This is a genomic window from Roseateles sp., assembly GCF_965262435.1.
Taxonomy (GTDB): Bacteria; Pseudomonadota; Gammaproteobacteria; order Burkholderiales; family Burkholderiaceae_C; genus Paucibacter_A.
In genome coordinates this window covers 2,927,708-2,942,085 of record NZ_OZ253537.1, presented here as the reverse complement: position 1 = coordinate 2,942,085, position 14,378 = coordinate 2,927,708, and the positions used below count along the sequence as shown (strand labels likewise).

The 14,378-nt window shown below is 67.8% G+C and carries 16 protein-coding genes; 6 read left to right on the top strand and 10 right to left on the bottom strand.

Going from position 1 to position 14,378, the window contains the following annotated elements:
* Positions 1–326 precede the first annotated feature (326 nt).
* Complete coding sequence (locus ACQY39_RS12645; RefSeq protein WP_428506709.1) at positions 327–731, top strand: response regulator transcription factor; 405 nt, start codon at positions 327–329, stop codon at positions 729–731.
* Between the two features lie 28 nt (positions 732–759).
* Here the strand turns inward: ACQY39_RS12645 and ACQY39_RS12640 are convergent, their stop codons facing one another.
* Positions 760–1,404 carry a response regulator gene (locus ACQY39_RS12640; protein WP_428506707.1) on the bottom strand — a complete coding sequence of 215 codons (645 nt, stop codon included), beginning with the start codon at positions 1,402–1,404 and terminating at the stop codon, positions 760–762.
* Positions 1,405–1,481: 77 nt separating this feature from the next.
* Here ACQY39_RS12640 and ACQY39_RS12635 point away from each other — a divergent pair, with 77 nt between their 5' ends.
* Positions 1,482–2,294, top strand: a complete 813-nt coding sequence (locus tag ACQY39_RS12635) for a sensor histidine kinase (protein WP_428506705.1) — start codon at positions 1,482–1,484, stop codon at positions 2,292–2,294.
* Positions 2,295–2,419: 125 nt separating this feature from the next.
* On the opposite strand, the gene ACQY39_RS12630 is transcribed toward ACQY39_RS12635, so the two are convergent.
* Both ACQY39_RS12630 and ACQY39_RS12625 read right to left on the bottom strand, forming a co-directional pair.
* The gene (locus ACQY39_RS12630) at positions 2,420–3,484 is read right to left on the bottom strand and encodes a diguanylate cyclase domain-containing protein (protein ID WP_428506703.1); all 1,065 of its coding nucleotides are present in this window, start codon (positions 3,482–3,484) and stop codon (positions 2,420–2,422) included.
* 54 nt (positions 3,485–3,538) lie between these two features.
* Complete coding sequence (locus tag ACQY39_RS12625) at positions 3,539–3,697, bottom strand: DUF3309 domain-containing protein (RefSeq protein ID WP_263519366.1); 159 nt, start codon at positions 3,695–3,697, stop codon at positions 3,539–3,541.
* A 234-nt stretch (positions 3,698–3,931) separates the two neighbouring features.
* On the opposite strand from ACQY39_RS12625, the gene ACQY39_RS12620 reads away from it, so the two are divergent.
* Positions 3,932–4,924, top strand: a complete 993-nt coding sequence (locus ACQY39_RS12620; protein WP_428506700.1) for a DnaJ C-terminal domain-containing protein — start codon at positions 3,932–3,934, stop codon at positions 4,922–4,924.
* A gap of 22 nt (positions 4,925–4,946) precedes the next feature.
* Here the strand turns inward: ACQY39_RS12620 and ACQY39_RS12615 are convergent, their stop codons facing one another.
* The 7 genes from ACQY39_RS12615 to ACQY39_RS12585 all read right to left on the bottom strand — a co-directional run bounded on the left by ACQY39_RS12615 (position 4,947) and on the right by ACQY39_RS12585 (position 11,756).
* On the bottom strand, positions 4,947–7,178 hold the full coding sequence (locus ACQY39_RS12615; protein ID WP_428506698.1) for a molybdopterin cofactor-binding domain-containing protein: 2,232 nt from the start codon (positions 7,176–7,178) through the stop codon (positions 4,947–4,949).
* Between the two features lie 2 nt (positions 7,179–7,180).
* Positions 7,181–7,711 carry a (2Fe-2S)-binding protein gene (locus ACQY39_RS12610; RefSeq protein WP_428506696.1) on the bottom strand — a complete coding sequence of 177 codons (531 nt, stop codon included), beginning with the start codon at positions 7,709–7,711 and terminating at the stop codon, positions 7,181–7,183.
* Positions 7,712–7,807: 96 nt separating this feature from the next.
* A complete protein-coding gene (locus tag ACQY39_RS12605; protein WP_428506694.1) occupies positions 7,808–8,335 on the bottom strand; it encodes an RcnB family protein in 528 nt (175 codons plus the stop codon).
* Between the two features lie 30 nt (positions 8,336–8,365).
* On the bottom strand, positions 8,366–8,914 hold the full coding sequence (locus ACQY39_RS12600) for a Dps family protein (protein WP_428506692.1): 549 nt from the start codon (positions 8,912–8,914) through the stop codon (positions 8,366–8,368).
* A gap of 167 nt (positions 8,915–9,081) precedes the next feature.
* On the bottom strand, positions 9,082–10,068 hold the full coding sequence (locus tag ACQY39_RS12595) for a diguanylate cyclase domain-containing protein (protein ID WP_428506690.1): 987 nt from the start codon (positions 10,066–10,068) through the stop codon (positions 9,082–9,084).
* Complete coding sequence (locus tag ACQY39_RS12590) at positions 10,058–10,906, bottom strand: Crp/Fnr family transcriptional regulator (protein ID WP_428506687.1); 849 nt, start codon at positions 10,904–10,906, stop codon at positions 10,058–10,060. The genes ACQY39_RS12595 and ACQY39_RS12590 overlap by 11 nt, the downstream gene beginning before the upstream one ends.
* Positions 10,907–11,048: 142 nt before the next feature.
* Positions 11,049–11,756: a Crp/Fnr family transcriptional regulator gene (locus ACQY39_RS12585; RefSeq protein ID WP_428506685.1), complete on the bottom strand. Its 708-nt coding sequence runs from the start codon at positions 11,754–11,756 to the stop codon at positions 11,049–11,051.
* Positions 11,757–12,045: 289 nt separating this feature from the next.
* On the opposite strand from ACQY39_RS12585, the gene ACQY39_RS12580 reads away from it, so the two are divergent.
* The 3 genes from ACQY39_RS12580 (at position 12,046) to ACQY39_RS12570 (ending at position 14,376) form a co-directional block, all read left to right on the top strand.
* A complete protein-coding gene (locus ACQY39_RS12580) occupies positions 12,046–12,624 on the top strand; it encodes a sterol desaturase family protein (RefSeq protein WP_428506683.1) in 579 nt (192 codons plus the stop codon).
* A gap of 150 nt (positions 12,625–12,774) precedes the next feature.
* A complete protein-coding gene (locus tag ACQY39_RS12575; RefSeq protein ID WP_428506681.1) occupies positions 12,775–14,031 on the top strand; it encodes an OmpA family protein in 1,257 nt (418 codons plus the stop codon).
* 93 nt (positions 14,032–14,124) lie between these two features.
* Positions 14,125–14,376 (top strand): hypothetical protein, encoded by a 252-nt coding sequence (locus ACQY39_RS12570; RefSeq protein WP_428506679.1) that lies wholly within the window; start codon positions 14,125–14,127, stop codon positions 14,374–14,376.
* Positions 14,377–14,378: the final 2 nt, after the last annotated feature.

Below are 14,378 nucleotides of genomic sequence, written 5' to 3'. Positions count from 1 at the left end.
CCGGCCGAATCGGCAGGCAGCTCTTGAAGCCCTGGCTCAGTGTGAGAGGCCGGGGCCGCAGCGCCCAGCGGACAGGGCCGCGAGACGGCGTAGGCCGCTGCCTACAAACCCTGCCGCTGCCGTCGATCTAAGCCGCTAGCCGCTGCGCGCCCTTGTAGGCCTTGTCTGACAGGCGAGCCATCCTGCTGCCGATGGGCGGCGCCCCGAGTGGCTGGCACACTGGCCGCTGCGGGCCCGCCGGAGTGTTGAATCGGGTCGCCTTGCAAGCCCACGCTGCCTCCTTGGCGGCCTACGCAGCCCCGGCTGTGCCTGCCCTGAGCCCCACCATGCGCCCACTGACGGCCTATCTTGTCGAAGACAGCCCGCTGATCCAGGCCGAGCTGATCGCCACCTTGGAAGAGCTGTTGCCGCTGCAGGTGCTGGGCGCAGCCGACAACGAGGCCGCGGCCCTGCTCTGGCTGGGCCAGGCCGGCCATGCGGTGGACGTGGTGATCGTCGACATCTTCCTCAAGGGCGGTTCGGGCCTGGGCGTGCTGCGGGCTGCCCAGCATCTGCGCGCACAAGTTGACCCGCGACGCCACTGGGTGGTGCTCAGCAACTACGCCACGCCCGACATCCGGCGCAGCTGCCTGGAGCTGGGCGCCGACCGCATCTTCGACAAGTCGCGCGAAATCGAGGACCTGATCCAGTACTGCGAAGGCCTGGTCCAAACCCTGCCGGGGCCGCACTGAGAACTCCACGGATCAGCGGATCAGCGGATCAGCGGATCAAGCCTTGCTTGAGTGCGTAATACGTCAGGTCGCTGTTCGAGGCCAGGCACATCTTTTCCATCACCCGGCTGCGGTAAGTGCTGACCGTCTTGACGCTCAGGGACATGGCCAGGGCCAGATGCCCGACCGTCTCGCCAGCCGCCAGACGCAGAAAGACCTGCAGCTCGCGCTCGGACAGTTGCTCATGCACCGGCAGCGCGCCACCCGGGCCAGGGGCATCGGCCAGCTGGCCGGCCAGCAGCTCGGCAACGCTGGGGCTGATGTAGCGGCGGCCGCGGCAGACCGTGCGGATCGCCTGGACCAGCTGCTCGGGCTCGCAGTCCTTGCTCAGATAGCCGCTGGCGCCCTGACGCAGCAAGGTGGTGGCGTAATGGGCCTCGGCAAAGCCGCTCAGCATCAAGACCGGCAGATGCGGGGCACGGGCGCGGATGGCGATCAGGGCATCGACACCGCTTTGGTCCGGCATGGCAATGTCCATCAGCATCACGTCGATCTCGCCACGCCGCACGATGGCCAGGGCCTCGCGGCCATTGGCCGCCTCGGCCACCACGGAGAAATCCGACTGCTCCGAAAAATACTGGCGCAAGCCGGCCCGCACGACCGCATGATCATCGACAAGTGCAATTCGAATCATTTGCTGGACCTCTTCTTCATCGTCATCGTCATGTTGAAACCAAACCCAAAACTTCGGGCCGCTCGCGCGGCGCCGCCGTGAGCCGGCTGCGCCGCCTGGCCCATCTCGCGGCCTGGCGCCAGAGCTGCCGCATGGAGCAGCGCCGCAGCCGCCAGCTGCAAGCCGGCCTGCACCGGCAGCTCGACGAACTGGTGCGCCAGCGCACCGTTCAGCTGGCCGAGCTGACCCTGCACCTGCAAACCGCGCGCGAGGACGAGCGCCAACGCCTGGCCCGCGATCTGCATGACGAGCTCGGCGCCCTGCTGACCTCGGCCAAGCTCGATGCCGCACGCATCAAAGCCCGTTTGAGCGCCCTGCCGGCCGAGCCGGCCGTGGCCTTGGAGCGCCTGGCGCATCTGGTCGCCACCCTCAACAGCGGCATCGCCATGAAGCGGCGCATCATCGAAGACCTGCGCCCCTCGGCCCTCGCCCACCTGGGCCTGCTGGCGGCCCTGGACATCCTCTGCCACGAGTTCGCCGACAGCAGCGGCCTGCAAGTGCACAGCGATCTGCGGCCGGTGGGCCTGGGCGAAGCCAGTGCCCTGGTGCTGTACCGGGCCCTGCAAGAAGCCCTGACCAATATCGCCAAACACGCCCAGGCCCGCAGCGTCTGGGTCAGCCTGCAAATGACGGCCGGCCCAGTGCCCGGCTGCACGGCGCGGCAGGACTTCGCCGAGCTCTGCGTGCGCGACGACGGCTGCGGCTTCGACAGCAGCGCCCGCCGCGGATCCGCCTACGGCCTGCTCGGCATGCGCTTTCGCGTCGAGGCCGAACAAGGCCAGCTGAGCCTGCGCTCGAGGCCTGGAGAGGGCAGCACGCTGCGGGTGGTGTTGCCGGGGCGTGAATCGTGAATCGTGAATCGTGAATCGTGAATCGTGAATCGTGAGTCGTGAGTCGTGAGTCGTGAGTCGTGGCTGACGGTATTCACCATTCACCATTCACCATTCACCATTCACCAGTTCACCTGTTCACTCCTTCACCTCGCCCCCACCGCACGCGCCAACAAGGCCTGAGCGCCGCCCTGGCCGGATCCGCCTTGGGCCATGCCGATGCGGACACGCAGCTGCAGGCTCAGCGGCGCGAGGCTGACGGGCAAGGCCAGGGCTTCGACCAGCTTGGCCGAGACCCCCGCCAGCGCGACCGGATCCTCTCCCTGGGCCAGGCGCAGGCAGGCAAACTCAGCGCCGTCCAAGCGGCTCAACATGTCCTCGACCCGCAAGACCCGACCCCAGCGCGCCGCCACAACCTTCAGCAAGGCTTGCGCCAGATCAGCCCCATGTTCGGCCTCGATGGCGGCATAGCCATCAATGCACATGCTGAACACGGCCAGCAAGGAATCCGGGCGCGGCAGGTGTTGCAGGCCATGCTCCAGCCGCTCCAAAAAGAAGCGCCGGTTGGGCAAGTCGGTCAGGCTGTCATGCAAGGTCTGGTGGCGGCTGCGGCTGAAGGCATCGGGGCCGCTCAGAGGCGCCATGGGCGTGGCAGCCTGCGCACCCGCACCCGCACCCGCACCCGCACCCGCCGCGCCGAGGCGCGCGCCCAGTTCGGAGCGCGCTTGGGCCAAAGCCACTTGGGCATCAAAGACCTGCAGCTCCAGCTGCAAGCGGCGCGCCAGTTCGTGGAGCAAGGTGCTCTGCAACTGATCGAGCGCGTCCACGCACTCCAGCACCGTACGCTGGAGCTGCGGCGACGGGGCGGCCGGCGAGGCGGCGCCGGCCTGCAGCGGCTCGGCCAGGCCAGCCGGTCCGCTGGGCCCCGCGACACTGGCGCGCAGGCGCAGCTTGACGGCGTCCAGCAGCACGCTCCAGTCCGCCAGAGAAACATCGGCGGCAGCGGCGGCCAAACGCCGTGCCTGCACGGCATTCACACCGTCTTGGGCCGACCCAAGCGAAGGCGCAGTGGCTGAAGGAAAGACCTGCGCGGGGCTCGGCGTTGCCTGCGCCGAAGCGCGCGCCCAGCGGTTCGGCAAGACGCGCTCCGCCGCCAGCGACGGGCCCTCCTCGCCTTGCGGCGCCCGGTATTTACCACCCATATTGTGCATAGCCTTCCTCTCCCAAGGAACCGTCAAACCAGGTCGCGACACCAGTCTCAAGGTCTAGAGTCGACCCATCAACATCAGAACGATCAGCACCAGCAGCACCAGCCCTAAGCCACCGCTGGGCAGATAGCCCCAGCCGCGGCTGTGCGGCCAGGTCGGAACGGCACCGATGAGCATGACGATCAGGATGATCAGCAGCAAGGTAAAGAGACTCATGGGGAACTCCAGTTCAGAAATCGGAAGGGACCAGGGCGGCATGCAAGGCACGCCGCTCGTCGTCGAGATTAGGCGCAGCCGCCCCGAAACTCGGTGCGTTGGCGAACACAGAAGCGGCTTGGGGCGCAGCATTTGTGCAAGGCCCCGGTTCGCTGTCGCACAGAGGCCTCGCCCCCACCCAGCGCACAATCAATCCCTTCTGCGCCCCCGCCCTCTTGCCGCGAGCCCACACACTTGAACGCCAAACCGCAAGACCACGAGACCGGGGCCAAGGCCAAACCCAGCGGCGCCGTCGGAGCCGACCACTACGCCACCCTGGGTGTGGCCCATGGCGCCAGCGCGGCCGAGGTCAAGCAGGCCTACCGCAAGCTGGCACGCCGCTTCCACCCCGATGTCAGCCGGGCCGACACCGAGGCACAGTTCAAAGCCGTGGCGCAAGCCCACGAGGTGCTGATCGACAGCGAACGCCGATCTGCCTATGACGCCCAGCTGCAGCAACAGAAGGCGGCCAAGGCGCACCGAGGCTTCGAGTTCGCCGCCGACAGCGAACTCGGCGAGCTCTTGCGCAAGGCGCGCGGCAACACCGCCTGGCGCGCGGCCAGCCGCGAGCCACTGCTGCGGGGCGAGGACCTGCATGCCGAGGCCGAAATCGCCCTGGTGGACAGCTATTCAGGCGCCAGCCGGCGTCTGAACCTGCAGCTGCCACGGCTTGATGAGCAAGGCCGGCGCCATCTGCAGGACTGCCCGGTCGATTTGCAGATCCCGCCCGGCTTGCGCAGCGGCCAGCGTCTGCGCCTGGCCGGTCTGGGCGGTCCCGGCCTGGGCGGCGGCGCCGCGGGCGACCTCTACATCACCGTGCAGCTGCGGGCCGAGCCGCCGTTTCGGCTCGACAGTGCATCAAGCCCGGCAGGCAAGTCCAGCGACCCGGCCGGCAGCGGCGATGTGTTCGTCAGCCTGGCGCTGGCACCCTGGGAAGCCGCCTTGGGCGCGGCCGTGCAGCTGCGCACACCGGGCGGAAGCCGCCTGGAGCTGCAGGTGCAGGCCGGCGCCTGTGCGGGCCAGAAACTGCGACTCAAGGGCCGAGGTCTGCCCGCCCATCTGAACCTGCCGGCCGGCGACCTTTATGCCGAGCTGGAACTGCGCCTGCCCCTGGCCGAGAGCCCGGCCGCACGCGCCGCCTACGAGCAGCTGGCGGCCGCTTGCGCCGACTTCCAGCCGCGCGGCTGAGCCCGAGTGACGAAGTAGCCCTTCAACTCCAGCTCAGGTCGCTCAGGCTCAGCGGCAGCTGGCGCACGCGGTGGCCGGTGGCGGCAAAGATGGCATTGCATACCGCCGGCGCCAGCGGCGGCAAAGCCGGCTCACCGAGGCCGGTGACCGGCTGATCGCTGCGCAGGAAATGCACATCGACCCGGGTTGGCGACTCGTGCATGCGCAAGAGCGGGTATTCGCCCAGATTGCCCTGGACGATGCGACCACGCTGCAGGTCCAGCTGGGCATGCATCAGCGTGCCCAGACCGTCCAGCACCGAGCCCTCGACCTGGTTCTCGGCACCGCTGAGATTGACGATTTGGCGGCCGATGTCGGACACCACCACCACCCGGTCCACCTTGAGCTGGCCGCTCTTGCTGACCGTCACCTCGGCCACCTCAGCGATATAGCCGCGATGGCTGAAATGGAAGGCCATGCCCTGGCCCTGGCCGCGCGGGAACTTCTTCTTGCCCCAGCCGGATTTGGCCGCCACCTCCAGCAGCACGGCGCGCATGCGGCCGGCATGGTAGGGCTGGCCGCGCTCCGTGCTGGGCGGCACGATGTCGCGCTCACCGAGCAGCTCCAGGCGCAGCGCCAGCGGGTCACGCCCGGCCGCATGGGCCAGCTCGTCGATGAAGCTGTGGAAGACCCAGGCGAACACGCAGCTGCCCGGCGCCCGCCAGGGGCCCATCGGCACGCCACATTCCAGCGCAGTTTGCTCCAGCAGGATATTGGGCAGCCAACGACCGGGAAACTCATCGCCCGACAAGCTGCCGCCACTGCCCGGCTGCAGCACCGACTGACCCTCGCGCTGCACCCGGTTGGCGAAGGTGACGAAATGGTTGTGCCAGGCGCTGACCCGGCCTTGCGCATCGACCGCACCGCGCAGGTGGTGGAAGCCGCCCGGGCGGAAATGGTCGTGGCGCAGATCATCCTCACGGCTCCAGCAGAGCTTGACCGGCGCGGCCACGCGCTGGGCGATGGCGGCCGCCTCGACGATGAAATCCGAGCTCAGGCGCCGGCCGAAGCCGCCGCCGCTGCGGGTGATGTGCAGGCTGATTTTTTCCTTGGGAATGTTCAGGGTGTTGGCCACCAGGTTCTGGCCCGAGGCCGGGTTCTGGGTCGGCGCCCAGAGTTCCAGGCTGGAACTCTCTGGTTTCCACCAGGCCGTGCAGTTCTGCGGCTCCATGCTGGCATGCGAGATGAAGGGGTAGCTGTAGCTGGCCTCCACCACCTTGGCGCCGTCGGCGCGCAAGGCCTGCTCGACATCGCCGTCACGGCGCAGGCTGCTGGTGCCGGCTTTGCCGCGCAGGGCCGCGGCCTGGGCGGCAAAGCCGTCCCAGCTCTGCGTGGCCACGGCGCCCTCGTCCCACTGCACGCGCAGCTGCTTGCGGGCGCTGAAGGCCGCCCAGGTCGACTCGGCCACGATGGCCACGCCGGGCATCAAGCCGTTGAGATTGCTGGTGCCCTCGATCACAAAGGCATCGCGCACGCCGGGCAGCGCCTTGACCGCCGCGAGATTGGCGCTGAGCACCTTGCCGCCGAATGCCGGGCATTTCTCGTACACCGCGTAGAGCATGCCGGGCAGCTTGACGTCGATGCCGAACAGCGGCGCGCCGCGCACCAGGCCGGCGTTGTCGACGCCGCCGATGCGCTGACCCAGCAGTTGGTAGTCCTTGGGGTCTTTGAGCTGCACGCTGGCGGCATCGGGCAGTGGCAGCGTGGCGGCCAGGCTGGCCAGCTCGCCATAGCCCAGCTTGCGGCCCGTGGGCCGGTGGTGGACGAAGGAGTCGCGTGCCTGGCAGTCCGCCACCGGCACGCCCCAGCGCTGCGCCGCCGCTTGAACCAAGAGCGTGCGGGCGGTGGCGCCCAGGCGCAGGAAGTCTTGGTAATTGGTGGGCGTGGAGGTGGAGCCGCCCGCGCCCTGGCTGCCGTAGATGGGGTCCAGATCACCCTGCACGATCTTCACATCGCGCCAGTTCACCGACAGCTCTTCGGCGATCACCATGGGCAGCGAGGTCTTGATGCCCTGGCCAATCTCGGGCTGCTTGGAGATCAGCGTCACCACGCCCTCGGGCGAAATGCTGATGAAGGCGCTGGGCTTGAAGGCCGTTGCCGCTGCGGGCTTGGCGCTTTGAGCCAGGGCCACGGTCGAGCCGCTGAGCGCCAGCACCAGGCCGGCGCCACTCTGGCCGAGAAAACGGCGGCGGCTGGGGTTCACAGTCGCGGGCATGCTCATACGCCCTCCTTCGCTTGCGGCTTGGCCTTGCGGGACACGGGCGCTTTGACCGGCACGGCGGCCCCCTTGGCCGAGATTTCGGCGGCACGGTGGATGCCCGCGCGAATGCGCAGATAGGTGGCACAGCGGCAGAGGTTGCCGGACATGGCGCCGTCGATGTCGGCGTCACTCGGTTTGGGGTTCTCTTTCAGCAGGGCCGCGGCCGTCATGATCTGGCCGGCCTGGCAGTAGCCGCATTGCGGCACGTCCAGCTCCACCCAGGCCTGCTGCAGGGGATGGCTGGCCTGGGCATCCAGGCCTTCGATGGTCAGCACTTTCTTGAGGCCGACGGTGGCCACCGGGGTCATGCAAGACCGGGTCGGCACGCCGTTGAGGTGCACGGTGCAGGCACCGCAAGCGCCGACGCCGCAGCCGTATTTGGTGCCGGCCAGCTCCAGGCTGTCACGCAGGACCCAGAGCAGAGGTGTATCGGGTGCGGCCTCGACCTGACGGATCTGGCCATTGATATGCAGGCGGTACAAGCTCATGGTGCGGGCTTTCCAAGAAAGGCTGGAGGGCGCGGCGCAGCATAGCAAGAAGCCGCCGGCCGCGCTGAGGCCGCTCCAGTGTCCTTGGCCGCTGGCTCAGTCCTTGAGCAACAGTTGCAGGATCACGCCGGTGGCAATAGCGACCAGCAGGTAGTCACCGCCCGATTGCACCCAGTGGTAGCCGCGCGGCGGCGCACTCAGACGGTGGCCGCGCCAGTCGTCCACCACATAGCGCGTGCCGCGGTAGGCCGGAGGCAGACGGCCGCCGCGGTAGTAGGCATGGTCGGGCCCGCCACCGCGCCGGTCATCGGCCCGGCGCTGGCCATAGTTGTAGGCAGGAGCGCGGTAGGGCCCGCCGCCGTGTCGCTCGTCCTGGGCGCGCGAGGGCGAACGGTTGCGCTCAGGGCCGCGGTCGCCGTAACGATCAAGTTCCCGATCACGATCCCGATCGCGGTCTCGGTCCGAGCTGCGTTCTTGCTCATGGCTGCGCGCATCGCGCTCGCGCGCGCCGCGCCTTTCGCTGCCGGGCTGGGCCAGCGCCGGAGCGATCGTCGCCGCGACGGCCGACATCAAGGTCAGGATTCTTGCCCAGCGCCACAGGCGGACGGGTCGTGCTGCGTTCATGAGCTGCTCCTCAGGTGAAGGGCCGTGGGTTCAATGGCCGCTGCTGTCGCTGCGGCGGCCCGATTCGAACAAGAACCAGGTGCGGCGCTCGCCCTCATCGATCCAGACCTCGATCAAGCTGGCCGTGGCCAGGTCGCGGTGTTCGGCGCACAAACCATGGGCCTGGCGCAGCATTTGAGCCAAGGTCTTGTTGTCCTCGCAGAGCTCGGCCAGCATATCGGCCGGCTCCACGAAAGCGGCGTCGTTGTCGAGCAGACGCTGGCTGCGCGAGATGTGGCCGATCGAGCGCAGGGTCGAACCACCGACCTTGCGGATGCGTTCGGCCAGCGGGTCCGTCATGGCCAAGAGCTCACCCGACTGATCGTCCAGCATCAGGTGGTAGTCGCGGAAATGCGGCCCGCTCATATGCCAGTGGAAGTTCTTGGTCTTCATATAGAGCGCAAAGACGTCGGCCAAGATGCCGTTCAGGCTGGCCGATATGTCACGCGTGGCATTGGCCTGCAGATCGGTCGGTGTTCTAAGCGCGCCACTGCGTCGCGCCAGGGCATTCGGGGCGGTTTGGAGTTGGGTGGTGGACATGGGGGCCTTGGGTGGTGGGGGGGGTGGTGAATCGTGAATCGTGAATCGTGAGTCGTGAGTCGTGAGTCGGGCTTAGGGCTTAGGGTGGGGAGAGGCAAGACCATTCACCATTCACCATTCACCATTCACCATTCACTTCTCACTTCTCACTTCTCACTTCTCACTTCTCACTTCTCACTTCCCCCCAACATACCCCCGCCCCCGTCTTCGCTCGGTGCGCTGTCGCACAGGTCCGCGGCAAACACCGAGCCGCATTGCAGGCGCTTGGCCTGGTACATGGCGCGGTCCGCTTGCAGCAGCAGGGCTTCGGCGCTGCGGCCGTCGGCAGGCCAGCAGGCGATGCCGATGCTGGGGCGCATCTGCACGAGTTGACCCTGCAGCTGCACCGGCGCCGACACGGCATCAAATAGCTTGCGGGCGAGGCGCTCCAGGGCCTCGCGACCCAGGCCCTCGGTGCGCAGGCAGGCAAACTCGTCACCGCCCCAGCGCGCCACCAGATCGCCCGAGCGCAAGGCCCGGGCCTGGCGCAAAGCGACGATCTTGAGCAGCTCATCGCCGGCCGCATGGCCGAGCACATCGTTGATGGCCTTGAACCCGTCCAGATCAAGAAACAGCACAGCCAGACCGGTCTCCTTGCACGTCTGAGTGGCCGCGGGCAAGGCCCGATCGAGCTGTCTCAAGGTGAGCGACAGGCGCTCGCGAAAGCAGCGTCGGTTGGGCAGACCGGTCAGGCTGTCGCGGCGCGCCAGCACCTGGGCCTGGCGCGCGGCTTGGTGCGCATGGTCCAGCTCCTGGCGGACCTGCTGCAGGTCGCCCAGGGCCTGCTCGGCGTCCTGCTCCAAGCGCCCGCGCCGTTCCAGCTCATGACGCAGGGTCTGCTGCAGCTGATCGAGTGCCTCCACGCAGTCGGCCACGCAGGCATCCGGCGCCTGTCCGGGCGGGCGATCGGCGCCGTCCAGACTCTGCAGTCGGTGCTTGACCGCGGTGAACAGCAACTCCCAGTCCTGCACGGCCACGCCGTCGCGCCCGCGAGCCGCCAGCACGGCACCCGCCTTGAGCAGGGCATGGGCTGGCAACTCTGACACCGGCGCGGCGGCCGCAGGCGGCGGTGTCTGGGGCAGACCCAGCCTGGCGGGGCGAAGGTTAGCGGCCATGCACGACCCGGCGCGGCACAAAGGCCGCGCGCTTCAAGCCGCTGCGGCGCAGCGTGGGCTGCAGCTGCGGGCAGGGGAACTGATCGGCATAATTTGCCAGGTCAGCGGCATAGCAGCTGCAGGCGGCGGCTTCCAGGCCGCTGCGGTCCAGCACAGTCAGCTCGCCGCGGTGGTACTCGATCAGGCCGCTGCGTTGCATGGCGCCGGCCGCCTGGGTCACGCCGACCCGGCGCACCCCCAGCATATAGGCGAGAAACTCATGGGTGACGGCCAGCTGCGGCGCGCGAGCGCGGTCCTGGCTCATCAGCAGCCAGCGCGCCAGGCGCGGGCCGATCTGATGGAAGCGCAGACAGCCGGCCGCGCTGGTCAGAAGGGCCAGGCGCACATAGAGATAACGCTGCAGGACCGCCTGCAAGGGCTTGCTGCGCGCCAGCTCGGCCACAAACACCGGTGCGGCACAGCGCCAGGCCTGGCCGTCGCCCTGGACCAGCGCTCGCAGGGGCGCCCGGTTGACGCCCAAGCTCAGCTGAATGCCCAGCATGCCCTCACGGCCGATCATGCCCATCTCCAGGCTCGGATGCTTGTCGATGCGAGCCAGCAGGGAGATGAAGGCCTCGGTGGGAAAGTAGACATGGCGGGTGTCCTCGCCGGCCTCGCACAAGGTCTCGGACAAGCTCAGCTGCACCGGCTCGCAGAGCGCCAGCAAGCTGTTGCGCGCCGCCGCCGGCAAAGCGGCGATCAGGCGATTCTGCAGCGCCGCCTCGACGGCCGAGGCTGAGGGAGGAGCCCGACTGCTGGCAGCCGTCTCGGTGCCGCACAATACTCGGAGGTCGCTCACTGCGGAATCCTTTGTGCGCCACAGGACAAGAGACGCTTGCGGTCCAAGCATGAGGGCTGCGACGCCGTAGAACTGTCTGCCAGCACACATAGACAGACAGGCAGGGCCTTGTCATGGAGCGGGTCCGAGGCCGCTCGCCCACTCAGCCCACCAGCTTGCTTGGCAGCAGTCGGTCGTATTCCTTCTTCACCACGCCGTAGCATTCGCAGCTGCGCGCTTCCAGGCCCAGGCGATCAAGCACCGAGATGTGGCCGCGGACATAGCGGATCAGGCCCAGCTTCTGAAGCTTCAGCGCGGCCTCGGTCACACCCTCGCGGCGCACGCCCAGCATATTGGCGATCAGCTCCTGCGTCATGACCAGCTCATCGCCTTGCAGACGATCCAGGCTCAACAACAACCAGCGGCAGAGCTGCTGATCAAGGCTGTGGTGGCGGTTGCAGGCAGCCGTCTGCGCCATCTGCGTGATCAGGGCCTGGGTGTAGCGCAGCAGCAGATGCATCAGAGGGCCGCTGCGATTGAACTCCTCGTTCAAGGCAGCTGCGCGCATGCGGTAGCCCTGGCCGGCGCTCTGCACCACGGCCCGGCTCGGCGTCGAACCGCCACCCATGAAGAGCGAGATGCCCACCAGACCTTCGTTGCCGACCACGGCGATCTCGGCCGAGGCGCCGTTTTCCATCACGAACAGCAGCGAGACGATGGAATTGCAGGGGAAATAGACATGGCTCATCGGCCGGCCCGACTCATACAGCACCTGACCCAGCGGCATGTCCACCGCCTCCATGAAGCCGCGGCAGCGCTGCCATTCGGCCTCTGGCAAGGCGGCGAGCAAGTGGTTCTTCTTCGGATCCATGGTGTGCGCCATCTAACAAACTCCCTGTACATACTGCAATAAGAGGCATGCCCCCCTGCCGGCCTGACATGCCCTTGGCGATCTGACTATAGGTTTGCACGGCATGGAGGTATGTTCGCTAGCGCACATACCTGAAAAGCGCCTCGGCACCGCAGAGAAGCCTAATTCAGCAGTGCGTCAGCGTTCGTCGGCGCACAGACCCTGGCCCAGCCCCCCCCTACCTTGAACTTTCCACGGACCCGCGGCACACAGCCGGGTCTGCGTCCGTTCTTGCTGACCGAGGCCACCCATGACCCTGATCTCCCTGCGCCAGAGTTTGCGCGCCTGCTACCTCGACTTTGCGGTCTACACCCTGCTGATGGTGGGGCTGGCCGGCAGCCTAGCACCGCAGGAGACCGCGCGCGCCGCAGTCGGTCTGCTGGTGCTGGCCCTGCTGGGCCTGGCCCTGTGGTCGCTGATCGAATACCTGACCCACCGCTTCGTGCTGCACGGCATCCAGCCCTTTCAGGGCTGGCACACCGAGCACCATGTCCATCCGCGCGAGCACCTGGGTCTGCCGACCTGGCTCAGCCTGGCCCTGTTCACAGCCCTGGTCTACCTGCCGCTGCGGGCCATGCTCGGCGCGGCAAGCGCCGGCCCGCTGATGATCGGGGTGTTGGCCGGCTACTTGATCTACTCCATGGCGCACCACGCCAGCCACCACTGGCCGGCACGCGGCATGTGGATGGAGCGGCGCAAGCGCTGGCATGCCCTGCACCACCAATCTGGCCAAGCCCGCTGCTACGGCGTCAGCACCACCTTCTGGGACCGCGCCTTGGGCAGCCACCTGCGCCAGCGCGGCCTCAGCGAGCGCAGCCGTAGCCCATGAGCCCACAAAACAACAGGGTCCCGGCCGGTACGCCAACGCACAGACCGGGTCCGCTGTATCCGCTGAAACTGAAAGTTCGCTACCGGCCCCTGGCCGAACCTCGCAGGGCTCATCGGGAATCCGGTCCTATTGCCGTTCACAAGGATGACCATGAACAAGCGTTCCAATCACCAGCCCTCGCCGACTCCGGCCTCATCTTCTTCCTCATCATCATCACTCTGCGCTCGGCCTCGCCCGCTGCAGCGCCTGGCTTGGCTGGGCATGGCCGGCGTGATGCCGCTGCTGTGCGGCACCGTACTCGCCCAGGAGCCCTATGTCTACGGCGGCTTCGGCGTCGGGCAGTCACGCGCCAAGTTGGACGCTGAACGGGCGATCAATGCCGTCCTGCCAGCCGGCGTCAGCGCCCAGGACATCAGCCGCGACGAACGCGACACCGCCTACAAAGCCTTTCTCGGCTACCAGATGAACCGCAACTGGGCGATTGAAGCGGGCTACTTTCAGCTGGGCCGCTTCAACCTCGGCGCCCAGACCACGCCGACCGGTGCGGTCGCCGGGCGCTTTGACCTCAAGGGCATCAACCTCGACCTGGTCGGCAGCCTGCCCATGAACGAGAGCTGGTCGCTGCTGGGCCGCATCGGCACGCAGTTCAACCGCACCCGCACCCATTTCGAAGGCTCGGGCGCAGCGGCTGCCGCCACCTCCGACCCCAGCCGTCGCGACACCAACATCAAGCTTGGCGCAGGCCTGCAATACCAGATGGGCGGTATGGCGCTGCGCGCCGAGGCCGAGCGCTACCGGGTCCGCAACGGCCTGGGTTATCACATCCCCGTCAACATGGTGTCGCTGAGCCTGGTCTTCCCCTTCGGCCGTTCGCCCACGCCGGCACCGCGTGTCAGTGCCGTGCAGCAAGCGCAGCCAGTGATGATGGCCGCCGCGCCGCCACCGGCCGCGCCCATGCCCGAGGTCGTGCCCGTGCCGCTGCCGCCGCCGGCGGCCGGCATTCCGATCCCGCCGCGCCGCATGAGCTTCTCGGCGGAGTCGCTGTTCAGCTTTGACGAGGCCGCCATCCAGCCGGCCGGTGCCCGGGCACTGGACGCCCTGGCCCAGGAACTCAAGGGGACGGACTTCCAGCTGATCATGGTGGAGGGCCACACCGACCGCCTGGGCAGCAGTGAGTACAACCAGACCCTGTCGCAAGAGCGCGCCGAGGCGGTCAAAAACTACCTGGTCAATACCGGCGGCATCGCCGCCAACAAGATCAGCGCGGTCGGCAAGAGCGAGTCCATGCCAGTGACCCGGCCGGAAGACTGCAAGGGTCAGGGCAAGAGCGCGGCCCTGATCAGCTGCCTGAAGGCGGACCGCCGCGTCGAGGTCGAAGTGCAGGCCGAAATCAGCGCGCAACGCTGAAGCCCAGCGGCTTGTCCTACAGCGCCGGGCCGGACTGTCTGACAGACAGCGCCGCCCGGCGTTTCTACGCTAAGAGCAGACAAGGAGCCTCTCATGAACCCCAGCAAGACCTTCGCCTCCGGACCTTGGAGCACGGCCGCTTTCGCACCCGAATCGGGCTCCGCTGAGCCGGCCGCACACAGCGGCCTGGGCGAGCACCTGATCGCCTGCCTGCGCCTGCGCGGCCCCTTGTTCGCCTTGCGCTGCAGCGCCGATGCCCTGCGCAGCTTTATCGGCGCGCGCCTGGTCACCAGCGCTCTGGTGCTGCTGCTGGCTGGCGGTCTCTTGGCCTTGTGCCTGCTCTGACC